The sequence below is a fragment of the Natronoarchaeum mannanilyticum genome, assembly GCF_039522665.1.
Classification (GTDB): Archaea; Halobacteriota; Halobacteria; order Halobacteriales; family Natronoarchaeaceae; genus Natronoarchaeum; species Natronoarchaeum mannanilyticum.
Genome location: NZ_BAAADV010000007.1, coordinates 549880 through 572007, shown reverse-complemented (window position 1 = coordinate 572007; position 22128 = coordinate 549880). Strand labels below are relative to the sequence as shown.

The 22128-nt window shown below is 68.3% G+C and carries 19 protein-coding genes; 6 read left to right on the top strand and 13 right to left on the bottom strand.

The features are described from left to right. Window positions 1–23: 23 nt before the first annotated feature. Both ABDZ81_RS15965 and ABDZ81_RS15960 read right to left on the bottom strand, forming a co-directional pair. A complete protein-coding gene (locus ABDZ81_RS15965; protein ID WP_343775059.1) occupies window positions 24–1175 on the bottom strand; it encodes an asparagine synthase C-terminal domain-containing protein in 1152 nt (383 codons plus the stop codon). Then, window positions 1175–1858 (bottom strand): PHP domain-containing protein, encoded by a 684-nt coding sequence (locus tag ABDZ81_RS15960; protein ID WP_343775058.1) that lies wholly within the window; start codon window positions 1856–1858, stop codon window positions 1175–1177. The genes ABDZ81_RS15965 and ABDZ81_RS15960 overlap by 1 nt, the downstream gene beginning before the upstream one ends. A 166-nt stretch (window positions 1859–2024) precedes the next feature. Here ABDZ81_RS15960 and purL point away from each other — a divergent pair, with 166 nt between their 5' ends. Continuing rightward, on the top strand, window positions 2025–4250 hold the full coding sequence (gene purL, locus ABDZ81_RS15955) for a phosphoribosylformylglycinamidine synthase subunit PurL (RefSeq protein ID WP_343775057.1): 2226 nt from the start codon (window positions 2025–2027) through the stop codon (window positions 4248–4250). A gap of 141 nt (window positions 4251–4391) precedes the next feature. Then, window positions 4392–4964, top strand: a complete 573-nt coding sequence (locus ABDZ81_RS15950; RefSeq protein ID WP_343775056.1) for a HalX domain-containing protein — start codon at window positions 4392–4394, stop codon at window positions 4962–4964. Between the two features lie 25 nt (window positions 4965–4989). Here ABDZ81_RS15950 and ABDZ81_RS15945 read toward each other — a convergent pair whose 3' ends face one another. From ABDZ81_RS15945 to ABDZ81_RS15925, 5 genes are all read right to left on the bottom strand, one after another. Further along, the gene (locus tag ABDZ81_RS15945) at window positions 4990–6942 is read right to left on the bottom strand and encodes a PAS domain-containing protein (RefSeq protein ID WP_343775055.1); all 1953 of its coding nucleotides are present in this window, start codon (window positions 6940–6942) and stop codon (window positions 4990–4992) included. 54 nt (window positions 6943–6996) lie between these two features. After that, window positions 6997–7932, bottom strand: a complete 936-nt coding sequence (locus ABDZ81_RS15940) for a thiamine-phosphate synthase family protein (RefSeq protein ID WP_343775054.1) — start codon at window positions 7930–7932, stop codon at window positions 6997–6999. A 77-nt stretch (window positions 7933–8009) separates the two neighbouring features. After that, window positions 8010–8801, bottom strand: coding sequence for an SDR family oxidoreductase (locus ABDZ81_RS15935; protein ID WP_343775053.1), 792 nt, complete (start codon window positions 8799–8801; stop codon window positions 8010–8012). Between the two features lie 888 nt (window positions 8802–9689). Further along, window positions 9690–10826 carry a pyridoxal phosphate-dependent aminotransferase gene (locus ABDZ81_RS15930; protein WP_343775052.1) on the bottom strand — a complete coding sequence of 379 codons (1137 nt, stop codon included), beginning with the start codon at window positions 10824–10826 and terminating at the stop codon, window positions 9690–9692. Beyond that, window positions 10823–11308 carry an Lrp/AsnC family transcriptional regulator gene (locus ABDZ81_RS15925; protein WP_343775051.1) on the bottom strand — a complete coding sequence of 162 codons (486 nt, stop codon included), beginning with the start codon at window positions 11306–11308 and terminating at the stop codon, window positions 10823–10825. Before ABDZ81_RS15925 ends, ABDZ81_RS15930 begins: the two co-directional genes overlap by 4 nt. 147 nt (window positions 11309–11455) lie before the next feature. Here ABDZ81_RS15925 and ABDZ81_RS15920 point away from each other — a divergent pair, with 147 nt between their 5' ends. Continuing rightward, window positions 11456–12355 carry a DUF7344 domain-containing protein gene (locus tag ABDZ81_RS15920; RefSeq protein ID WP_343775050.1) on the top strand — a complete coding sequence of 300 codons (900 nt, stop codon included), beginning with the start codon at window positions 11456–11458 and terminating at the stop codon, window positions 12353–12355. A gap of 87 nt (window positions 12356–12442) precedes the next feature. Here ABDZ81_RS15920 and ABDZ81_RS15915 read toward each other — a convergent pair whose 3' ends face one another. Continuing rightward, window positions 12443–12592: a hypothetical protein gene (locus ABDZ81_RS15915; RefSeq protein WP_343775049.1), complete on the bottom strand. Its 150-nt coding sequence runs from the start codon at window positions 12590–12592 to the stop codon at window positions 12443–12445. Between the two features lie 175 nt (window positions 12593–12767). Here ABDZ81_RS15915 and ABDZ81_RS15910 point away from each other — a divergent pair, with 175 nt between their 5' ends. From ABDZ81_RS15910 to acs, 3 genes are all read left to right on the top strand, one after another. Next, window positions 12768–13319, top strand: a complete 552-nt coding sequence (locus ABDZ81_RS15910; RefSeq protein ID WP_343775048.1) for a tRNA (cytidine(56)-2'-O)-methyltransferase — start codon at window positions 12768–12770, stop codon at window positions 13317–13319. Between the two features lie 146 nt (window positions 13320–13465). Beyond that, window positions 13466–15166, top strand: coding sequence for a methylmalonyl-CoA mutase family protein (locus tag ABDZ81_RS15905; RefSeq protein WP_343775047.1), 1701 nt, complete (start codon window positions 13466–13468; stop codon window positions 15164–15166). Between the two features lie 209 nt (window positions 15167–15375). Further along, window positions 15376–17355, top strand: coding sequence for an acetate--CoA ligase (gene acs / locus ABDZ81_RS15900; protein ID WP_343775045.1), 1980 nt, complete (start codon window positions 15376–15378; stop codon window positions 17353–17355). Window positions 17356–17408: 53 nt separating this feature from the next. On the opposite strand, the gene ABDZ81_RS15895 is transcribed toward acs, so the two are convergent. The 5 genes from ABDZ81_RS15895 to ABDZ81_RS15875 form a co-directional block, all read right to left on the bottom strand. After that, window positions 17409–17690 (bottom strand): DUF7520 family protein, encoded by a 282-nt coding sequence (locus ABDZ81_RS15895; protein ID WP_343775044.1) that lies wholly within the window; start codon window positions 17688–17690, stop codon window positions 17409–17411. A gap of 183 nt (window positions 17691–17873) precedes the next feature. Next, entirely contained in the window at window positions 17874–19028 is a 1155-nt protein-coding gene (locus ABDZ81_RS15890; protein ID WP_343775042.1) for a hypothetical protein, read from the bottom strand. Between the two features lie 100 nt (window positions 19029–19128). Further along, entirely contained in the window at window positions 19129–20925 is a 1797-nt protein-coding gene (locus ABDZ81_RS15885; RefSeq protein WP_343775316.1) for a cbb3-type cytochrome c oxidase subunit I, read from the bottom strand. A 209-nt stretch (window positions 20926–21134) separates the two neighbouring features. Next, entirely contained in the window at window positions 21135–21380 is a 246-nt protein-coding gene (locus ABDZ81_RS15880; RefSeq protein WP_343775040.1) for a DUF6684 family protein, read from the bottom strand. An 86-nt stretch (window positions 21381–21466) separates the two neighbouring features. Continuing rightward, window positions 21467–22069: an HAD family hydrolase gene (locus tag ABDZ81_RS15875; RefSeq protein ID WP_343775038.1), complete on the bottom strand. Its 603-nt coding sequence runs from the start codon at window positions 22067–22069 to the stop codon at window positions 21467–21469. Window positions 22070–22128: the final 59 nt, after the last annotated feature.

Genomic DNA, 22128 nt, shown 5'->3' with positions numbered 1-22128 from the left:
CGTCGTACTCGCCGGATGCTCCTTTATTCGTCGATCCTCGATCGCACGTACTCGGTGACGTGGTCGTCCATCCTGCGCTTGAATCCGGCTTCGCGGGCGAGCCGATCCAGTTCCCGGGCGGCGAGGCTGCCGTACTGGACGGCCTTCTTCTCTCGGAACGCGACGCGATCGGGGACGAACTCGCGGGCGGCCAGCCGGAGCGCGCGCTTGCGCTCGCCGCGGTCGTCGACGAGCGCGTCGCCGGGTAGCCGGAGCGCGGTCTCGACCACGCGATCGTGGAGCAGCGGCGCGACCGGCTCGACGCCGGCGGCCCTGAGCGCGAGGACGTCCCGCTCTAACTGCTTCGGGAGCGTCGCGAGCATCTCGTCGCGCGCGCCGCGCACGGTGTCGGCGTCGACGCGCGGGTCCTCCGGTGCGCGGGCGACCTTGGCGTAGCCGCCGAACAGCTCGTCGGCGCCCTGTCCGACCGCAAGATGTGAGTACCCATCCTCAGCAGCACGCTCGGCGACCAGAAAGAGCGGCAGGGCGATCTGGACCGCCATCGCGTCCGGGCGGTCGATCGCCCGCGCGACCCGCGGGACGGCGCGCTCGACGTCCCTGACGGTGAACTCGACGACCCGCAGCTCGCGGTCCATCGCGTGCGCCGCGGAGCGGGCGGCGTCGAGGTCGTGACTGTCGGGGAAGCCGCCGGCGTACAGCGGCGCGTCGATCCCCGCGGCGTCGAGGCCGGCCGCGACCAGCGCGGAGTCGACGCCGCCCGAGAACGCCACCGCGACGTCGGCGTCCTCGCGGTCGTCATCGGCGGACGCCGCCGACGCCGCGGCGTCGACGCCGTCGCGCACCGCCGTTCGGAGTTCCGCGACCGCCGTTCGCTCGTCCGCGAACGGCTCCGGATCGGGGAGCGTCCAGACCTTTTCGGGGTCGACCTCGGCTGGACGCCGGGCGTGCCCCGCGGGGAACGACTGCGGGTTCGCGAGCTCGGTCGGCGACGCGGCCCACTCCTCGGATGTCTCGTCGACGAACAGCGGGTAGCGTCCCAGGACGTCGCGGACGAGCGTCTCGTCGGCGTCGTCGGGATCGACCTCCAACGCCCCTGCGAACCCGGCGGTCCCGGGCAGCGGATCGGCGTCGTCCAGCGCCCGGCGAACGGCGTCCGGCGGGGCGCCGTGTAGCATCAGAACAGTTCGAGCAGCCTGGCGATCACGCGGCGCTTCGCGCCGCCGGCGGCCTGTCGGAAGCTGATCCGCCAGGGGGTTCGCTTACCGTCGACTTCGGTGCGGCCCTCGCGAACGGCGTCGAGAATCCCTTCGACAGATCGGTCGGCGGCGTCGACGCGCGTGACCGCCTGGCCGACCATCTCGCTGATGTGGGCGTCGCTGCCGGCGGTCTTGGGAAGGCCGTACTGCTCGGCGAACTCGCTCGCCTGACGGTTCCCCCGGCCGGTCAACAGCCGGGAGTTGTACACCTCGATGGCGTCGGCGTCGGCGAGTTCGTCGCGCGTGATGTTCGCCATGACGCCGTGGCGCGCCTCCTGGAAAGGATGGGGGACGACGGCGACCGCGCCCTGCTCGCGGATGCGATCGAGCGTCTCGCCGAAGGGCAGCCCCGGCTCGACGGGTTCCTCGAGGCCCAGTCCGAGGACGTGGCCCGCCTCGCTCGTGATCTCCATGCCGGGGATCCCCACGAGGCCGTAGTCGGGTGCCTTCCGGGCGGCTTCGAGGCTGGCGTCGAACTCGTCGTGGTCGGTGATCGCCAGGGCGTCGAGGCCGACCGCCTCGGCCTGCTCTAAGAGGAGATCGACCGGATCCCGACCGTCGTACGACAGCTCGGAGTGGGCGTGTAGCTCGACCGACAGCACGGGGCCACCTTCGGACGGTGCCCCCAAAAGTAGCTCGGTATTTCCGGCGCGGCGTCAGAGAGTAGCACGACGGGCCGGGCAGCGGCGCGATCGGGGATCCCGAGAGAACCCGCACGTTCGTGCACATGGAAACGCCTTTACCGACCCTGAGTCAACAGGGAGGTGAATGAGTCTCTCCGATCCGGACCGGGACCTCGTCGTCGAGGAACTCGGCCGGGAGCCGACCCCGGCCGAGGCGGCGCTGTTCGAAAACCTCTGGAGCGAGCACTGCGCGTACCGCTCTTCGCGTCCGCTCCTGGGCGCGTTCGACAGCGAGGACGAGCGCGTCGTCGTCGGGCCGGGCGACGACGCCGCCGTCGTCGCGCTGCCGGACTACGCCGCGGACGATTCGGCCGATGCGGACGCCCCCAACGGCGAGACGTACGTCACGATGGGCATCGAGAGCCACAACCACCCCTCCTTCGTCGACCCGTTCGACGGCGCCGCGACGGGCGTCGGCGGCATCGTCCGGGACACGCTCTCGATGGGCGCGTACCCGATCGCGCTGACCGACTCGCTGTACTTCGGCGACTTCGACCGCGAGCACTCGCGGTATCTGCTGGAGGGCGTCGTCGAGGGGATCAGCCACTACGGCAACTGCATCGGCGTCCCCACGGTCGGCGGCAGCGTCGACTTCCACGAGGACTACGAGGGCAACCCCCTGGTGAACGTCGCCTGCGTCGGCCTCACCGACGAGGATCGTCTGGTCACCGCGGTGGCCCAGGAGGCGGGCAACAAGCTCGTCCTCTTCGGGAACTCCACGGGGAGAGACGGGCTCGGCGGCGCCTCCTTCGCCAGCGAGGACTTAGACGAGGACGCCGAGACGGAGGACCGGCCCGCGGTCCAGGTCGGCGACCCCTACGCGGAGAAGCTGCTGATCGAGGCCAACGAGGAGCTGATCGAGGAAGGGCTGATCGAGTCGGCCCGCGACCTCGGCGCGGCCGGCCTCGGCGGCGCCTCCAGCGAACTCGTCGCCAAGGGCAGCCTCGGCGCCGACATCGAGCTGACCGAGGTCCACGAGCGAGAGCCGAACATGACCGCCCTGGAGTACCTGCTCGCGGAATCCCAGGAGCGGATGTGCTACGAGGTCCGTCCGGAGAACGTCGACCGCGTTCGCGAGATCGCCGAGAAGTTCGACCTGGGTTGCTCGGTGATCGGCGAAGTGACGGAGGGCAACTACACCTGCACCTTCGAGGGCGAGACGGTCGTCGACGTCGACGCCGAGTTCCTCGGCGAGGGCGCGCCGATGAACGACCTGCCTCACGAGGAGCCCCAGCCCCAGGAGCGGGACCTGCCCGACGCCGATCTCGCCGAGGCGTTCAAGACCGTGGTGTCGGCGCCCAGCACCGCGAGCAAGCGCTGGGTGTACCGCCAGTACGACCACGAGGTCGGCGTCCGCACGAGCGTCGCGCCCGGCGACGACGCCGCCGTGATGGCGATCCGGGAGGCCGCGGGCGACGACGAAGCGGCCGAGGGTGACGGCGACGCCGCACCCGGCGTCGGACTCGCCATCTCGGCCGGCGCGGCGCCGAACTGGACCGACGCGGCCCCCTACGAGGGCGCCCGCGCGGTCGCCCTGGAGAACGCCACCAATCTCGCCGCGAAGGGCGCCGCCCCGCTCGCCGCGGTGGACTGTCTCAACGGCGGCAACCCCGAGAAGCCCGACGTGTACGGCGGGTTCAAGGGGATCGTCGACGGACTCGCCGACATGTGCAGCGAGCTGGACGTGCCCGTCGTCGGCGGCAACGTCTCGCTGTACAACGACTCCCAGCACGGCCCGATCCCGCCGACGCCGACGCTGGCGATGACCGGCACGAAGCCCGGCTACGATGCCCCGCCGCTCTCCGTGGAGCCCGACGGCGAACTGCTGCTGGTCGGCGACCTCGCGGCCGGGGACGGCGCGGACGCCCGCCTCGGCGGCTCCGAGTTCCTCGCGCAGTTCGGCGGCACGGATCAGTTCCCCGAACTGCCCGCCGAGCCCGGCGCGGTCGTCTCGGCGCTGGCCGCGGTAGCTGATCAGGACGCCACGCTCGCGGTCCACGACGTCAGCCACGGCGGCCTCGCCGTCGCGCTCGCCGAGATGGTCACCGACGACGCCGGCCTCGACGTGTCGCTGCCCGAGGGCGTCGATCCGACGGCCGCGCTGTTCCACGAACAGCCCGGTCGTGCCCTCGTCCAGACGACGGAGCCCGGGGCCGTCGAGGCGGCGTTCGAGGGTGTCGCGCCGGTCGTGCGCCTCGGAACGGCGACCGACGACGGCCGGCTCTCGATCGCGGCGGGCGAGACGACGATCGTCACGGACGCCGACGCGATCGCCGACTGGCGGGCCGTCATCGAGCGCGAACTCGACTGACCCGAATCTAAGCGACGAGACGCAGCCGCCCGCCGCCGTCGGGCGATCTATCTCTCGACCGTCAGTTTCCTCGCGGGCCGTTATATTGAAGTCAACGGGTTGAGAACGTAAAAACAATGATCGGTACAGGGGTCGAAACTGATGGCACGGTCGGATGAGCCCGCCGTCCTGATCGTCGAGGACGAGCCCGACCTGGCGGATCTGTACGCCGCCTGGCTGGAGGAGGAGTGCACGGTTCGGACGGCGTACAACGGCAGCCAGGCGCTCGACGCCATCGACCGGCACGTCGACGTCGTGTTGCTCGACCGCCGGATGCCGGGGCTGTCCGGCGACACGGTGCTCGACACGATCCGCGAGCGGGACCTTGACTGTCGCGTCGCGATGGTCACCGCGGTCGAACCGGACTTCGACATCGTCGAGATGGGGTTCGACGACTATCTCGTCAAGCCCGTCTCGAAGAGCGATCTCACCGACACGCTCGATCAGCTCCTGTTGCGATCGGCGTACGACGAACAGCTCCAGGAGTTCTTCGCGTTGGCCTCGAAGAAGGCGGTCCTCGACAAGCAAAAGACCGAGGCCGAACTCCGCGCCAGCGAGGAGTACGCCCGCCTCGAGGATCGCCTCGCCGTGTTGCGGTCGGACATCGACGACACGATGGCCCGGCTCTCCGAGCGGGACGCCCACGGGCGGGCGTGTCGCGACATCTCCCGATAGTCCGTTTCTTTCGGCGCTTCGCCCGTCACCGCGAAAGCGTCGTTACGTCGGTGATCTCGAAGCGTGCTCCCCAGTCGTCCGCGTCCGCTTCCACCAGCGACAGCTCCCAGCCGTTCGCGTCCGCGATCTCGTCGGCCATCGCTGGCCCCAGCCCGGGGTGGGACAGCGATCCGGCGTACTCGGGGTCGAACACGTCCGCCCGGTCGTCGTCGGGGATCGGCGGCGCGTCGTCGGCGACGTAGAACCCGTCGCGGTCGTCGAGCCGTCCGACGTGGGCCGCGACGTCGCCCTCGGCCCGGCCGGCGGCGAAGCGGAAGAACGCCGCCAGAAACCGGACGAAGCGGCGCCGATCGACGCGGACGCTCGGATCGTCGAGCGCTCGGACCGTGACGCCGTCGACGCGCTCGGCGGCGTCGGCCGCGGCGTCGGCGAGCGACACGCGTTCCCGGGACGTCTCCGCGCCGGCGGCGCCGGCCACCTCGCGGACGTCGGCGACGAGGCGTTCGGCGATCGCCAGTTCCTCCGCGGCGGCCGCCCGGCCCGGAACGCCGTCGTTCTCCGCCGCGGACCGTCCTGCGTCGGCCGCCCGCCCGTCGGCGTCGACCGTCGCCCCCTGCGACGCACCCAGCGCCTCGCGGGCCGCGGACAGCCGGCGCTCGATGTCCCGCGAGAGCACGGCGGCGACGGTCCCCATGCGGTCGCGCTGGCGCTCCAGCTCCTCGGTTCGGCGCCGCAGCAGCGTCTCGCGGTCGGTCCGATCGAGCGCCGCCTCGACGTTCGACGCGAGGATCCCCGCCAGCTCCAGATCCGTATCGTCGAACTGATCGGTTCGAAACTCGCCGGCCATCAGGACGCCGCGGTCGTCGATCGGGACGATCAGCTCGCTGCGGATCGGCGTTCCAGGGTTGTAGACGCCGTCCACCTCGCGGAGGTCGTCGTAGCGCGCGGCGTCGCCGCTGCGGAAGACGTCCCAGATCAGTCCCTCGTTCTCCGCGAAGTGGGGCAGTCCGCCGATCTCGTCGTGGGTGCGGGCGGTGGCGGCGACGGGATCGAGTCGGTTGCGCTCCTCGTCGAGCAGCCAGACCCCGCTGAGCTCCAGGTCGAGCAGGTTCGCGGCCGCCTCGACGGCGATCGCGCAGATCTCGTCTTCGTCGTCGGCGCCGAACAGGCGCCGCGAGACGTCGTGGAGTGCGGTGACGATCCGGTCGTACTCCTCGCGCTCGGTCACGTCGCGGATCACGCCGACCGTGCCGTCGGCGCCGTCGACCGGCAGCGGGACGAGCTGGACGTCGCCGACGCGTCGGCCGTCAGCGCCCTCGAAGTACACGCTGAACCGTCGTTCGCTGGCCTTTCCCTCCCGAACCGCCGCGGCGGCGTCGGCGAACGTCGCGGCGCCGTCGGCGTCGAGCCGGGTTTCGGTCGCGAGCTCCGCGATCCCGGTCCCGATCAGTTCCCGTCGGTCGGCGCCGAACAGCCCCTCGGCGGCCTGGTTGGCGCTGGTCACCGTCCCGTCTGCGTCGAGGGTCACGACGGCGTCGTGGACCGCCTCGACGATCGTCGCGTTCCGGGCGAGCTCGCGGTCCAGGCGGCTCGCGTCCGTGACGTCGCTGACGAACACCGAGACGCCGTCGTCGACCGCGGTCGCTCGGACGTCGAACGATCCATTCGGGGCGCAGTCGATGCGGAACTCCAGATCGGCGTCGTGCGGTCGGGCGTCGTCCGGGGTCCGCGCGATCGGGCTCGGAACGTCCGGCTCGTCGGTCGCCGCGGCGCCGAACGTCTCGCGCAGCGCCGCCGTGACGTCGTCGGGGAGCACGTCGCCGGCGTCGGCGCCGACCAGCTCCTCGCGCGGCCGGTCGGCGAGCTCGGCCGCCGCCGCGTTGGCCCACTTGATCCGCCAGCGCTCGTCGATGGCGAGGTAGGCGTCGCTGACGCCGTCGAGAGCCCGCCGCGCGGTCCGCTCGTCGGGATCGATCATCGGTGGATACCGGCGTCGATGTCGGTACTGCGAACGGATTCGAAGGGCAGGTACTTACGTTTCGTGGCCGCCCGCCGCTCGATCGGCGAGGTCGACGGCCAGTTCGGCGGCTTCGACGGCGTTCCGCCCGAGCACGAACGTCACGGGCTCGATGCCGAAGGCGCCGCGATGGAACAGGACCGGCGGGACGACTCCGCGCGAGTTCAGCGCTTCGCGCAGGTGGTCGCCGCGGTCCTCGTAGTCGGGATCGAACTCCAGGGGATCGATCCCGCGCTCGCGGGCCGCGGCGAGCAGGGCGTCGCTCGTCCCGACGTTCAGCGCCGCGCGGACGTCCGGATCGACGCTCCGGGCGGCGAGAACCGTCCGAGCGACGTGCTCGGAGGCGCCGAACTCGGGGTTGGCGGGCACCTCGACGCTGCCGCGCATCCGGTAGATCCGGCCGGGGATCGCCGCCACGTCGGTCGCGTCTTCGGCGTCGGGCAGGGCCATCCCCACGTTGGTGCCGACGTTGGGGACGTGCTCGGCCACCGCGTCGGTGCCGGCGAGCAAGCGGGCGGCCCGGCGAACCGACGCCAGAACGTCCCGCTCGGCGAGCACCTCCGAGTCGGTGCCCCGGACGCAGAGATCGCAGCCCAGTCCCTCAAGTTCCGGCATCGCGTCCTCGTGGACGGCGCAGATCGGCCCCCGATCCTCGAACGCTTCGACCAGGGCGATCAGTTCGGCCATGGCGTCGACGCCGTCCATCCGATCGTCCTCGAACCCGTCGGCGATGCGCTCGATCGTCTCGACCATCCGCGGATCCTCGCTGAACCGCTCCTCGACGGCGACGTTCCCGTTGACGAGGTTGCTCACCGCGGCCTGCGTGACGCCGATCCGGTCGGCGATCTCCTGCTGGGTGAACTCCCGCTCGTCGAGCGCCGCGGCCAGCATGGCTCGGGCCGTGGGGACGAAGCGCTCGACGACGATCTCGCTCGGGAGCACCAGCGACATACGCGGCCGTACTCGCGGCCGGAATAAAAGTGCCCCGCGTCCGTCGCGGTGGGGTTGCTGCGGGGGTTGACCGTCGACTACAGGTTCGAGGCGCCCGACCCGCCGTCGATCGGGACGGCGACGCCGTTGACGTAGCTCGATTTGGGTGAGCTGAGGAAGGCGACGACCTCGCCCAGCTCCATCGGGTCGCCGATGCGCTCGGCGGGGTTGCCCTCGGCCCAGTCGTCGAGCCCTTCCTCGTAGCTGTCGTACTCGCCCCGCTCCATGGCCTGCTCGATCAGCTCCTCGATGCGGGCGGTCTCGTGGGAGCCCGGAAGGACCGCGTTGGCCCGCACCTCGGGCGCCAGCTCCTTCGAGAGCGTCTTTTCGAGGCCGATCACGCTCATCCGAACCGAGTTCGACAGCACGAGTTGGTCGATCGCCTCCTTGACGCTCCGGGAGGTGACGTTGACGATCGTGCCGCTCTCGCCCTCGCGCAGGTGGGGCTCGGCCTCGCGAACGAGGCGGACGACGCTCATCACCAGCAGGTCGAACGCCTCGTACCAGTCCTCGTCGGTCGTCTCCAAGAACGGGCCGCTCGGCGGGCCGCCCGCGCTCGTCACGAGGTGGTCGACGGTGCCGAACTCCGCTACCGTGCGCTCGACGAGCCGCTCGATGTCCGCTTTCTCGGTGAGGTCGCCCGGCTGCTCGACGACCTCGCCCGACGCCACCTCGCGGATCTCGTCGGCCGCTTCGGCGAGTTGCTCCTCGTCGCGACCGTTGACGACCACGTTCGCGCCCTCGCGGGCGAGCGCCTTCGCGGAGGCCTTCCCGAGGCCGCTGCTCGATGCCGTGACGAGCGCCGCGTTCCCGTCGATCTGCAGGTCCATACTGAAAACAGGTGCGAGCTATCTGATAAATGGTTCGCGTCGCCGGAGTCTCACGAACTGCGAACGGTCTGGGAAGATTTGTCGTGTTCTCTGGCACTGTGGCGACTGCCAACAACGCTCTGAAAGCCCCCGCCGGGCTCGACCGGTTGCGACTCGCTGCGCTCCTCGCTCCTTTCAGTCGCTGTGGTGCTTGCTTCGCCTCACCGGACCGAGCCCGGCGGCCCCTTTCATTCCCTCCCAACCTAGCCTCATCCTCCCCAACCGACTCACTCGGTCGCGTCGCTCCCTCGTTCGCCCCTCGCGCGCTGCTGTCTCGCCATGAAGGCTCGACAGCGCGCGCCTCCGCAACCGCATGGCCGGGCGCGGCGTTCATGCCGCGCCCCGGGGGAGGGCCGGGGTGCGCGTGGTCGCCCTTGTGGCGACCCGCGCAAGCGGTCGCGGTACTGTCCTGGTGTCCTGCCGAGCGAAGCGAGGCAGGGCTCGGAAGACGAGCGGAGCGAGTCTTCCGGTGGACTGAAAGGGCGAGGTGCGGTCGCGGCGTCTGCGGTGGCACTATCCGAACGAAGTGAGGATATCCACCACAGACACCGCGAGCGGGCCGAGGGCTTTCGCGATTCAGGTGTTCTCTGCTCTCACCGTTGCTAGGAGCGGGCCGAGGGCTTTCGCGATTCAGGTGTTCTCTGCTCTCACCGTTGCTAGGAGCGGGCCGAGGGCTTTCGCGGTCCAGGTGTTCTCTGCTGTCACGGTTGCTAGGAGCGGGCCGAGGGCTTTCGAGATGTTGCCGTCCGTATCGGCCGTTGCTGTATTCCTAGGAGCGGTTCAAGAACGTTCGAGCGCCGATTCGCAGCAATCAGCGCCGTCAGTCTACAAAAATCTCGACGAACCCGTTCACTCGACGAACGTCTCGATCCGGTCCATCGCCTCCCGCAGATCGTCCAGCCCGGTGGCGTAGGACACCCGCAGGTGGCCCTCGCCGTCCTCGCCGAACACCGAGCCCGGGACGACGGCGACGCCGTGTTCCTGCAGCAGGGCCTCGGCGAACGCCTCGTCGTCGCCGCCCGGCGCCTCGGGGAACACGTAGAACGCGCCCTCGGCCTCGAAGCAGTCGATGCCCATCTCGTCGAACCGCGAGAGCACGAACTGGCGGCGGCGATCGTACTGGCCGATCATCTCGGCGACCTCCTCCTCGCAGTTGCGCAGCGCCTCGATCGCGGCGTACTGTGCGGTCGTCGGCGCCGACAGCATCGAGTACTGGTGGATGCGGTTCATCCCGGCGACGGCCTCCGGCGGCGCGAGCGCGTAGCCCAGCCGCAGCCCCGTCATCGCGAAGGCCTTCGAGAACCCGTTGAACACGACCGTCCGCTCGCGCATCCCCGGCAGCGTCGCGATCGAGGTGTGCTCGTGGCCGTAGGTGAGCTCCGAGTAGATCTCGTCGGCGAACACCGTCAGGTCGTGCTCGCGGGCGAACGCGGCGACCGGGCGCAGGTCGTCCTCGGTCATGATTGCACCCGTAGGATTGTTGGGGTAGCAGTACAGCAGCGCGTCGGCGTCCGCTGCGCCCGCTCGCTCCAGCCCCTCGACTGTCAGTTTGAACTCGTCGTCGCTGGTCGGCACCGGCAGGGGCTCGCCGCCGGCGAACGTGATCCCCGGCTCGTAGGAGACGTACGACGGCTGGGGGACCGCGACGACGTCGCCGGGGTCGATCAGCGCCCGGAGCGCGACGTCGACGCCTTCGCTGACGCCGGTCGTCACGATGATCTCGTCGTCGGGATCGTACTCCAATCCGTAGCGCTCGGCGACGTGAGCAGAAATCTCTTCGCGGAGGTCCTTGCGCCCCCGATTGGCGGTGTAGGAGGTTTTACCCTGCTCCAGCGAGGCGATGGCGGCCTCGCGGGCGGCCCACGGCGCCGAGAAGTCGGGCTCGCCGACCCCCAGCGAGATGACGTCGTCCATCTCCTCGGCCAGCTCGAAGAACTTGCGGATCCCGGAGGGTGGGACCTCCTCGACGCGGTCGCTGACCTTCATGGCGAGACCGAGAGGCGATCGTCGTCGTCGCCGTCGCTCATCTGCAGCCCGCGATCCTTGTAGGTGTCCATCACGTAGTGGGTCACCGTCTGGGTGATCTCGGGCACCGGCGCGACCTTGTCGCTGATGAACTTCGAGACCTCCTGCATCGACTCGCCCTCGACTTCCATCTCGAAGTCGTAGTCGCCGCTGACGAGCCGCAGCGTCGTCACCTGCGGGAACTTCGCGAGCCGCTCGGCGATGTCGCCGTAGCTGGTCTCGCGGTCGAGGGTGACGTTGAGCTCGACCGACGCGCGGACGCGCTCCTCGGCGACCTTGTTCCAGTCGACGACCGCCTGGTAGCCCTTGATGACGCCCTCCGATTCGAGCGCCTCGACGGTTGCCACGACCTCGTCCTCGTCGAGATCGGTCATTCGAGCGAGGTCCGCCGTCGAGTAGCGGGCGTTCTCGAGGAGCAGATCGAGGAGTTCGCGCTTGCTCATACCACAGGGAGACGAAGGCGACCACAAAAGGGTTTCTGCATCGCGCGGTTGGGGTTTCGGGTCGTTTCTGGTTAGCAGAGGCATAATTCATCGCGGAGCGTGCCGGGGAAAGAATAATGTAGTCGTGCTGCGGACCTACGCGTCAGGATGTCCCTGCACGACCGCACCCGGGATCGCTCCGTGCCCTCTCTGGGGGAGTGGGCGGCGACCGGAATCGGCTTCGTCGCGGCGCTGGTCGGCGTGATGTACGTCGTCGCCGTGCCGGAGCCGTTCGAGCAGTGGTGGATCGAACTCGCGGCCGCGGCGGCGATGCCGGCCGTGCTGATGTACGGCGGCTACTGGCTCGCGACGAACGACTTCGAGCCGGGCGAGGTGTACACGGTCGCCCAGGGCTGGTTCGTCGGCGTCGTCGCGCTCAGCGTCGTCGCCGGCTGGGCGGTCATGTCGGCCGGGACGAGCGAGCCCGTCGTCGTCGAGTCGCTGTTCCGCCTCGTCTCGGTCGCCTCGGCCGGCGCCGTGCTCGGGCTCGCGTTCGGGCTGCACACGACGCGGCTCACCGAACAGATCGGCGGCGCGACGTCGGCGTCGGACGTCGAGGAATCGGGGGAGGAGACTGCGGCGCCGATGCAGGACGCCGACACCGGGATGCGTGACGCCGACGCGGCGGTGCGGAACGCCGACGCGAGGGAGGCGTTCGAGGATGCCGACGCGACGCCGAGCGTCGCCGATCCGATCGACGCGGCCGATCCGACCGACGCGGCCGATCCGACGCCGATCGAGTCGCTGTTCGACGACCGTTCGATCACCGACGAGCGACGGCGCGGCGTCGTCCGGTCGATCGCCGAGCGCGACGATGCGGCCGTCAGCCCGACGGAAATCGCCGCCGACCTCGAATCGGAGTGGAACGCGCGGAACCGCGAGGCGATCGCCGCGGAGCTACACCACGTTCACCTGCCGAAGCTGGACGAAGCCGGCGTCGTCGAGTACGACATCGAAGCGACGACGGCCCGACTCCGCGACGAAGCGTCGGCTGCACTCGCTCGGTAGATGTCGGAGCCCGATCGCACCGCAGAATAGCTCCCGGCTTCGCGTCGCCGTTTTCGCTCGGCTCCAGTACTCGATCGACTCCCGCGCTCACAACCCGCCGTTCTGACAGGCCTGACAGATCGTCACGACTGCCCGCAGCCCGGTCTCCTCGCCCGATCGGCCGACGTCCACGGGCGTCACCGGAACGTAGCTCCGGCAGTACGCGCACCGTTCGATCGCCTCGATCTTCCCGGTCATGCCACTTGTTCGTGGATAGTTACCGGGTACTTTAAGTTTCGTGTAAAGTTTCTTTGGGTTCCTGGGGTCGAATAACATTCATGCTCGGGGAGCCGTGCTGTAACATTTTCGGGTGCCTCGGAGCCGACCGGTCGGAAGCGAAACCCCCTAACCCGCGCCGTGCGAGGCCGAACGTATGCACGGGGAGCCAGCGGTCGCCGTCCTGCGGCTGGGCCACCGGCCGGGACGGGACGACCGCATGACGACGCACGTCGGACTGACGGCGCGGGCGCTCGGCGCCGATCGGGCGATCTTCGCCGGCGGGAGCCAGGCCGCCGAGACGGTGCGGGACATCACCGATCGGTTCGGCGGGCCGTTCGAGGCAGAGGTGACCGATTCGCCGAAGGCGGTCCTCCGGAACTGGGACGGCCGGATCGCCCACCTCACGATGTACGGCGAGCGCGTCCAGGACGTCGAGGACGAGATTCGGGCCACTCGCGACGACGACGGCGAGTCGCTCCTGATCGTCGTCGGCGCCGAGAAGGTGTCGTTCGACGTGTACGAGGCCGCCGACTGGAACGTCGGCGTCACGAACCAGCCCCACTCCGAGGTCGCCGGACTGGCCGTCTTCCTCGATCGGCTGTTCGAGGGCAGGGAACTCGACCGCGAGTGGGAGGACGCCGACCAGGAGGTCGTCCCGATGGAGACGGGCAAGAAGGTCGTCGACCCGGACGGCGAGGAGCAATAGCCGAGGCGGAGAGCGCGGCGTCGAGCGCTGGCGCAACCGAGAACCGACGGTACCGATCGTTTGGTGACTTTCTGCCGGTACTTTTCCTCGATCGTCCGCTTCGACCCACCCGAATCTTCATCATTAGTCCTGCAAAACTAGCGGACATGTACGACGAGGACGACCTCGCGTCGATCAGGGACGCCCGCGAGGAGTGGGAGGCGGAGACGCTCGACCCGGCGCTCGACCGCCACGGCGAGCGCAAGGAGCGGTTCGCGACGGTCTCGAATCTCGACGTCGATCGGCTGTACACGCCCGCGGACGTCGCCGACCTCGACTACCTGGACGATCTGGGTTTCCCCGGCGAGGAACCGTTCACGCGCGGCGTCTACCCGACGATGTACCGCGGCCGGACGTGGACGATGCGCCAGTTCGCCGGCTTCGGTACGGCGACCGAGACGAACGAGCGCTTTCACTACCTGATCGACGAAGGTCAGACCGGGCTCTCGACCGCGTTCGACATGCCGACGCTGATGGGGAAGGACTCGGACGACCCGCTGACCGACGGCGAGGTCGGCAAGGAGGGCGTCGCGGTCGACACGCTGCGGGACATGGAGATCCTCTTCGAGGGGATCGACGTCGGCGAGGTGTCGACGAGCTTCACGATCAATCCCTCGGCGCCGGTGATCTACGCGATGTACGTCGCGATCGCCGACCAGCAGGGCGTCCCGCGCGAGGAACTCCGAGGCACCCTCCAGAACGACATGCTCAAGGAGTTCATCGCCCAGAAGGAGTGGGTGATTCCCCCGGAGCCGTCGCTGGATCTGGTGACGGACGTTATCGAGTTCGCCGCCGCGGAGACGCCGAAGTTCAACCCCGTCTCCGTGTCGGGCTATCACATCCGCGAGGCCGGGTCGACCGCGATCCAGGAACTCGCGTTCACGCTCGCCGACGGGTTCGCGTACGTCGAGGACGCCCTCGATCGCGGGATGGCCGTCGACGAGTTCGCGCCCCAGCTCTCCTTCTTTTTTAACTGCCACAACTCCTTCTTCGAGGAGATCGCGAAGTTCCGGGCCGCGCGGCGGATCTACGCGCGCCTGATGGACGAGTGGTACGACGCCGACGCGGCGGCGTCGAAACAACTGAAGTTCCACACCCAGACCGCGGGCCAGAGCCTGACCGCCCAGCAGCCGCTGAACAACGTCGCCCGCGTGACGATCCAGGCGCTGGCGGGCGTGCTCGGCGGGACCCAGAGCCTGCACACCAACAGCTTCGACGAGGCACTCGCGCTGCCCGGCGAGAAAGCCGTCAGGGTGGCGCTGCGCACCCAGCAGATCATCGCCGAGGAGTCCGGCGCCGCCGACATCGTCGACCCGATGGGCGGGAGCTTCGCCGTCGAGGCGCTGACCGACGAGACCGAGCGGAAGACGTTGGAGTACCTCGCGGAGATCCGCGAGATGGGCGACGGCTCGATGCGCGAGGGCGTCCTGACGGCGCTCGAACGCGGCTATTTCCACCGCGAGATCCAGGAGGCGTCCTACGAGTATCAGGAGCGCGTCGAGAGCGGCGAGGAGGTCGTCGTCGGCGTCAACCGGTTCACCATCGAGGAGGACACCCGCCCGGACATCCTCAAGGTCGACGAGACCGTCGAGGAGCGCCAGCGCGACCGCCTCGCGGACGTCAAGAACGAACGCGACGACGAGGCCGTCGCGGACGCCCTGGCACGGATCGAGGACGCCGTCGACGCCGGCGAGAACACGATGCCCGCGATGATCGAGGCGGTGAAAGCGTACGCCACGATGGGTGAAATCATGCGCGTGTTCGAGGAGGCCCACGGCTCCTACGAGGAGGAGATCGGGATGGCGTGAGTTCGGTCCGGGTGGCCGCGTTCCGAACGCTCCGCGGCGTCCTGCCGAGTGTGCGAGGCAGGGCTCGCCGGACTCATGTCCGGCGGCGTCCCGACGCCGCTGTGTCGATAGCCGCCGTTCGCGTTTCCGATTGACCCGCCGCCGTCCCGGGGATTTTCGCAATCTTTGATAACGTTTATCCTCCCGCACCCTCCACGTGAACGTACGCCATGACTGACGATCCCGACGTCGAGCTGGAGGCTCGCCTGGCCGAACAGGATTCCTTCGAGCCGCCCGAAGAGTTCGTCGAGCAGGCCAACGTCTCCGACGAGGCGATCTACGAGGAGTTCGAGGAGAACTGGCCCCAATCGTGGGAACGGGCGGCCGAGCTCCTCGACTGGGAGAGCGAGTGGGACGAGGTGCTCGACGAGGAAGACGCCCCGTTCTACGAGTGGTTCGTGAACGGTGAGCTGAACGCGGCGTACAACTGCGTCGACCGGCACGTCGAGAACGGTCGGAAGAACCAGGCCGCGATCAAGTGGGAAGGGGAACTCGGCGAGACGCGGACGTACACGTATCAGGACCTGTATCGCGAGGTCAACGAGTTCGCCGCCGCGCTGCGCGATCTTGGGGTCGAGGAAGACGACGTGGTCACGCTGTACATGCCGATGATCCCGGAGCTGCCGATCGCGATGCTGGCCTGTGCTCGGATCGGCGCGCCCCACTCGGTCGTGTTCGCGGGCTTCTCGGCTGACGCGCTGGCGACGCGCATGAACTCCGCCGACTCGGAGTATCTCGTCACCTGCGACGGCTACTACCGCCGCGGCGACGCCCTGAATCACAAGGAGAAAGCCGACAAGGGTCTGCGCGGCGTCGACCACGAGGTCGAAAACGTCGTCGTAGTCGATCGGCTTGGCGACGAACTGACGCACTTCCTCGGCGAGAAGTACCGCGACTACGACGATCTGGTCGACGCCCACGACGGCGATCGGGTCGAGCCGGTGACCCGCGACGCCGAGGACATGCTGTTCTTGATGTACACCTCGGGGACGACGGGCGAACCGAAAGGCGTCAAACACACCACCGGCGGCTACCTCTCGTACTGCGCCTGGACCAGCCGGGCCGTCCTCGACATCGAACCCGAGGACACCTACTGGTGCTCGGCGGACATCGGCTGGATCACGGGCCACTCCTACATCGTGTACGGGCCGCTGGCGCTGGGCACGACGACGATGATGTACGAGGGGACGCCGGATTACCCCGAGAAGGATCGCCTGTGGGAGATCGTCGAGAAGAACGCGGTCGACATCTTCTACACCGCCCCAACCGCCATTCGTGCGTTCATGAAGTGGGGCGAGGACTGGCCGGCCAGCCGCGACCTGTCGAGCCTGCGCCTGCTCGGCACCGTGGGCGAGCCGATCAACCCCCGCGCCTGGAAGTGGTACTACAAACATATCGGCGACGAGTCGTGCCCGGTCGTCGACACCTGGTGGCAGACAGAGACTGGCGGCATGATGGTCACCACCCTCCCCGGCGTCAACGAGATGAAACCCGGCTCGGCCGGCCCTGCGCTGCCCGGCATCGACGCCAAGGTGATCCATCCCGACAAGGAGGAAGTCGAGCCCGGTCAGGCCGGCCACCTCACGATCCAGAAGCCCTGGCCCGGCATGCTGCGCACCCTCTACGACAACGACGAGCGGTTCGTCTCCGAGTACTGGGAGGAGTACTCCGAGCCCGACGAGGACGAGTGGATCTACTTCCCCGAGGACGGCGCCAAGGTCGACGAGGACGACTACATCACCGTCCTCGGTCGCGTCGACGACGTGCTGAACGTCTCGGGTCATCGCCTCGGGACGATGGAGATCGAGTCGGCGGCGGTCGGCGTTCCCGGCGTCGCGGAGGCGGCGGTCGTCGGGGGCGACCACGAGGTGAAAGGCGAGGCGGTGTACGTCTACGCCATCACCGAGGAAGGCACCGAGGGCGACGAACGGCTTCGCGAACGGGTCGTCGAGAGCATCGAGGACGCCATCGGCCCGATCGCGCGTCCGGAGGAGGTCATCTTCACGCCGGAACTCCCCAAGACGCGCTCGGGCAAGATCATGCGACGACTGCTCGAGGAGATCGCTAACGGCGAGGAGCTGGGCGATACGTCGACGCTGCGCAACCCCGAGATCGTCGACGAGATCCAGAAGCAAGTCGGCGGCGACTGAGGGTCTCGTCGGCGGTTCGGTGACCCCCGTCCACCGTGTTTCGGCCGCGCTTTCTACCGTTTTTCGGAGATGTAGATCATCGCGAGCAGCGGGACGCCGAGGATCACCGCGACCGTGAGGCCGCCGTAGAGTGCGAATCCGGCTGCCGTCGGCGGGAGAGCGATGATCCCGAACAGCGTCAGCGACTCCTCGACCCCGGTGAGCACTACCGAGAGGATCGCTCCCATAGTCGCGGTGACGCCGACCAGCGCCAGGTAGAGCCCGATCACGAACCGCCGGCCGTCGAGCCCCTCGCCGGCATCGATCCCCTCGAACGTCGATTCGGCGTCTGTCACGTTCGAACGGTCGGGCCTGGAAGGAATAGGCTTTTCCACTCGTCGCGCCTGAGTTGAACTATGAGCGAGAAGGAACTGCTCGGGCTCGTGCTCGGCGCGATCGTGACGATGATGTTCCTGACCGGATTTTTCATCGTCCTGAGCTGACGCCGCAGCGGCGTCGAAACGTCCATTTTCTCCGACTCAGCCGAGCGCCCTCGATACGTGCAGTGCGACGTCCGGATCGACGACGAACAGGTACGCGGCGAACGAGAGGGCCGGCACCCAGAGCGAACGCGACCGCTCGTAACCCACAGCTGCGGTAGCCCCGACGACCGCATAGCTGGCCCCACTCGCGACGAATCCAGGGGGGTACCATCGGAGCGCGGAGACGGCCATCAGAGCGACCGCGACGACGAGCGCGCTCGCCGACGCTGTCACGATCGGCGCCGCGTCGGCATCGCGCGTTCGCTGCAGGAACCGAGTCCCCCGGACGGCGATCGAGGCGCCCAGAACCCCCAGAAGGACGACGACGGCCGCTGTCAGGATCGTCGGGGGCGCGTCGGCGACGCGAGCGAACTCGCCGGATCCCCACGCCGTGACGCCGATCAGCGTCGTGACCGCGGCGGCGGCGCCGGCAGCCCCGACGCGCTCGCGTAGCCCTTCCTGAACGGCGCCGTTGTACAGGACACCCAGCCCGACGCCGACGAACAGGTTCGGAAGCACCGCGTTCCAGAACAGTTCGCCGACACGAAGCTGCGGTTCCGGACCGAACACGCCGGCGAACGCCGGGCGAAAGACAGGGTTCCCGCCGATTTCGAGCGCGAGGATCCAGCCGAGTCCCGCGAGCGCGCCGACGAGGATCGTAAGTCCAGTCGCGGGGAGCGCGTCGCGCTTCGGGGCTTCGATCCGAAGGTCGATATCGCGACTCCTGGCGTAGAGCAGGCCCGCTCCCGCGGTCACGCCGCCGGCCAGGAGAGAGGGGACCACGTCGCCGGGAAACGCGGGAAGGTCGACAGCGCCGTGCAACAGGTACGCGCCGAACAGGAGCAGCATCGCCGTCGCCCCGGCGAGCGTGAACAGTTCGTGTCGCTCCGGGGCGGCCCGTGTCGGACGCAGACGACGGCGCGCGGCGTAGGCGGCGCCGAGTACCGCCAGCCCGAGCGCCGCGTACACGACCGCGCCGACCAGTTGCGGGTCGAGCGCGTCCGATAGCAGTTCTCGCGTCGCCTCGAACCCATCTGCGACGAATTCGCCCAGTAGTCGCGACGCGAGCAACACCAGAAACACCGATCCGTACTCGCGCAGCCCGGGGCCGCGTTCGGCGTCGACCGACCGATGGAGGGACTGCGGGTTCATAGTCGGAGTATCTGCGCGCGCGGCAAAAACGTTCGCCAAAACAGATGCGATAAAAACCGATCGTGAAAGCGGGATCCGAAGGCAGAAGCGCGGTTGCCGACTACTCGTCGGCGTCGTCGGCAGCGTTGACCGGCTGGCCGCCGTCAGTTGCGACGTCTGCGTCGTCGTCCTCGCCGCCGTCGGTCATCGGGAGGAGCTTGTTCTCGCCGAACCAGTCCCACTCGCGGCCCTTCATTCCGTGCTCGGCCAGATCCCACGGGTCGTCGTCGGTGACGCGGGGTCCTTCGAGCCAGGAGACCACGAAGTTCCACAGGAAGATCAGCTGTCCGACGAACAGGATGATGGCGCCGAACGTGGCGATCTGGTGGAGGTCCGTGAACAGGTTCGTCGGCCCGATCGGGAACTCGTAGTTGGCGTACTTGCGGGGCATGCCGCCGTAGCCCAGCAGGATCATCGCGAAGAACACGACGTTGGTGCCGACCATCGAGAGCCAGAAGTGCCACTTCGCGAGGGCCTGCTGGTACATCCGGCCGGTGTACAGCGGGAACCAGTAGTACAGGCCCACGAACACCGAGAAGCCGATGGCGCCCATCACGATGTAGTGGAAGTGGCCGACCACGTAGTAGGTCTCGTGGAGCGTCTGGTTGACGGGGATCGCGGCGAGGAACACGCCGGTGACGCCGCCGATGATGAAGTTCGAGATGAAGCCGATGCAGAACAGCATCGGTGCCGTCAGCTTGATCGATCCCTGCCACAGCGTCGTGATCCAGTTGAACGTCTTGACCGCGCTCGGTATCGCGATCGAGAGCGTCACCGCCATGAACGCCGCTTCGAGTCGCGGGTCCATGCCGGAGGCGAACATGTGGTGGGCCCAGACGCCGAACGAAAGGACGCCGATCGCCAGCGTCGAGTAGACGACGAACTTGAACCCGAACAGCTTGCGCCCCGCGAATCTCGGTAGGACGTAGCTGATGATCCCCATCGGCGGCAACACCAGGATGTACACTTCGGGGTGGCCGAAGAACCAGAACAGGTGCTGCCACAGGATCGGTCCCCCGCCCCCGACCTCGAAGAACATCGTCCCGAAGTTACGATCGGCCAGCAGCATCAGCAGCGCGCTGCCCAGCAGCGGGAACGCGAACAGGATCAGGGCGGACTGGGTGAGGATCGTCCACGAGAGGATGTCGAGGTTGTGCCAGCCGACGTCCTCGCCGCGCTCGGTGAAGATGGTCGCGATGAAGTTGATCGCCCCCATCGTCGCCGAGATCCCCGAGAGGTGCAGCCCCAGCATCATCAGGTCCGCGCCGGCGTTGATCACGCCGTTCGGTCCCGCGGGCGTCCCCATCGCCGTGCTCGAGGCTGACAGCGGCGGGTACATCGTCCAGGACGTCTGGGCGCCCGCGACCGTGTCCATGAACGGCGCGAGGAAGAACCCGCCCCACACCAGCAGCGCCGCCGGCGGGAGCAGCCAGAACGCGATGGCGTTGATCCGCGGGAACGCCATGTCGTCGGCGTCGATCAGCAGCGGGATGAAGTAGTTCGCGAACGCCGAGATCACGGGCGTTCCGAACAGGAACAGCATCGTGATGCCGTGGCTCGTCAGCAGGGCGTTGTACGTCGAGGCGCCGATGATCGTCTCGCCCGGGAAGCTGAGTTCCAGGCGCATCAGCATCACGGCGATGCCGCCCCACGCGAACGCGACGACGGCGTACGTTCCGTAGAGCATGCCGATGTCCTTGTGGTCGACCGTCGTCAACCAGCGCAGAATCCCGCTCGGTTTCTCCCGATGCCCGTGGGACGCCTCGTCGCCGACACCCGCACCGCCCGTCGTCGGCGACGGATCCCACTGATCCAGGCGCGTCAGTGCGCCCGCGACGGCCACGAGAAAGGCCCCCATGAGGACCGCCAGGATTACTTGTCCGTTTTCCATGCACGGAGGTCAGGATTGCTTGTTAAAGAAAGGTTCGTATTTCCACCGCCGAACGTGTTCGGTTCGTGTAAATCGTGTGCCCGATTACCACGGTTTGCTGCCGGGAGATGGGGCGGCGGGGGACGAGAGAACGTGTCGAGAACTGCGTCCGCGCGGCGACGCCGCAGAACCAGCAGTCAGTGCTCTTCTTCGCCGTAGCGCCGCTCGTCGCGCTCGACGGCCTTCCCGGAGAGGTAGGTCACCACCAGCAGCGCGATCAGGATCAGGCCCATGATCGAGAACTGGAGGGTGCTAAACACCGCGTCGAACCCCCAGGGGTTCGCGAAGATGTACAGCCCGAAGAAAAACACCAGGATGCCCAGCGGGATGATGTTGACCGACAGGTCCAACATCGTCTCCCGGTCGAACAGTTCGCGTGACATTACGCGACGTTTGCGGGGCGGGCCAGATATAGATTCTGTTTCCAGCCAGTCGTCTCGCGACTGCGCGGTGGCGTCCTCGCGGCACCTCACCATTCGATCGCGTCCGGCAGATCGCCGAACCCGTCGCCGTCGTAGCGGTGGGCGGCCCAGCCCGCGGCGAGCGCGCCGTCGACGTCGGCGTCGTCGTCGCCGACCATCGCGTACTCGTCGGCCGGAAGCCGCTCTTCGGCGTAGCGGAACGGCGCCGCGTCGGGCTTGTGGGCGCCCACTTCGTAAGAAGCGACGAAGGCGTCGACGTGCTCGTCCAGCCCGTAGGCTTCCAGCTTGTGGCGCTGCCACTCGGTGACGCCGTTGGTCAGGACGCCGATGCGGAACTCGCGTCCGAGCCGTTCGAGGTCCGCTGCGGCTTCGTCGTGGGGTTGGCACATCTCGACTTCGCGTTCGCGCAGCGCCGCTCGAAGCTCGCCCGGCGCGGCGTCGAGATCCAACTCGGCGAACGCTTCGTAGATCGGGTCGGGCTCGCAACGCTCGAACCGGTCGTAAAACTCGCGGTCGTATGCTTCCAGAGCACCTTCGGGAACCTCGCCGACGACGTCGGTGACGGCGTCTCGGAGTACGCCGCCGTAGTCGCGAGTGAAATGCAGCAGCGTCCCGTCGAGGTCGAAGACGATCGCTCGCTCGACACTCATCGTATTCGAGAACTACCGTGTCGGTGCAAGAAGATGTCGGTCGACAGAACGGAATGGCT

What these genes read in the sequence shown, in the direction of transcription:
- ABDZ81_RS15950 (WP_343775056.1), top strand. Translation starts at nt 4,392, where the DNA reads ATGGCACGGTCGGATGAGCCCGCCGTCCTGATCGTCGAGGACGAGCCC.
- purL (WP_343775057.1), top strand. Translation starts at nt 2,025, where the DNA reads ATGAGTCTCTCCGATCCGGACCGGGACCTCGTCGTCGAGGAACTCGGC.
- ABDZ81_RS15905 (WP_343775047.1), top strand. Translation starts at nt 13,466, where the DNA reads ATGTACGACGAGGACGACCTCGCGTCGATCAGGGACGCCCGCGAGGAG.
- ABDZ81_RS15945 (WP_343775055.1), bottom strand. Translation starts at nt 6,942, where the DNA reads ATGATCGATCCCGACGAGCGGACCGCGCGGCGGGCTCTCGACGGCGTC.
- ABDZ81_RS15930 (WP_343775052.1), bottom strand. Translation starts at nt 10,826, where the DNA reads ATGAAGGTCAGCGACCGCGTCGAGGAGGTCCCACCCTCCGGGATCCGC.
- ABDZ81_RS15890 (WP_343775042.1), bottom strand. Translation starts at nt 19,028, where the DNA reads ATGAACCCGCAGTCCCTCCATCGGTCGGTCGACGCCGAACGCGGCCCC.
- ABDZ81_RS15880 (WP_343775040.1), bottom strand. Translation starts at nt 21,380, where the DNA reads ATGTCACGCGAACTGTTCGACCGGGAGACGATGTTGGACCTGTCGGTC.
- ABDZ81_RS15885 (WP_343775316.1), bottom strand. Translation starts at nt 20,925, where the DNA reads ATGGGGGCCTTTCTCGTGGCCGTCGCGGGCGCACTGACGCGCCTGGAT.
- ABDZ81_RS15875 (WP_343775038.1), bottom strand. Translation starts at nt 22,069, where the DNA reads ATGAGTGTCGAGCGAGCGATCGTCTTCGACCTCGACGGGACGCTGCTG.
- ABDZ81_RS15965 (WP_343775059.1), bottom strand. Translation starts at nt 1,175, where the DNA reads ATGCTACACGGCGCCCCGCCGGACGCCGTTCGCCGGGCGCTGGACGAC.
- ABDZ81_RS15920 (WP_343775050.1), top strand. Translation starts at nt 11,456, where the DNA reads ATGTCCCTGCACGACCGCACCCGGGATCGCTCCGTGCCCTCTCTGGGG.
- ABDZ81_RS15925 (WP_343775051.1), bottom strand. Translation starts at nt 11,308, where the DNA reads ATGAGCAAGCGCGAACTCCTCGATCTGCTCCTCGAGAACGCCCGCTAC.
- ABDZ81_RS15940 (WP_343775054.1), bottom strand. Translation starts at nt 7,932, where the DNA reads ATGTCGCTGGTGCTCCCGAGCGAGATCGTCGTCGAGCGCTTCGTCCCC.
- acs (WP_343775045.1), top strand. Translation starts at nt 15,376, where the DNA reads ATGACTGACGATCCCGACGTCGAGCTGGAGGCTCGCCTGGCCGAACAG.
- ABDZ81_RS15910 (WP_343775048.1), top strand. Translation starts at nt 12,768, where the DNA reads ATGCACGGGGAGCCAGCGGTCGCCGTCCTGCGGCTGGGCCACCGGCCG.
- ABDZ81_RS15935 (WP_343775053.1), bottom strand. Translation starts at nt 8,801, where the DNA reads ATGGACCTGCAGATCGACGGGAACGCGGCGCTCGTCACGGCATCGAGC.
- ABDZ81_RS15915 (WP_343775049.1), bottom strand. Translation starts at nt 12,592, where the DNA reads ATGACCGGGAAGATCGAGGCGATCGAACGGTGCGCGTACTGCCGGAGC.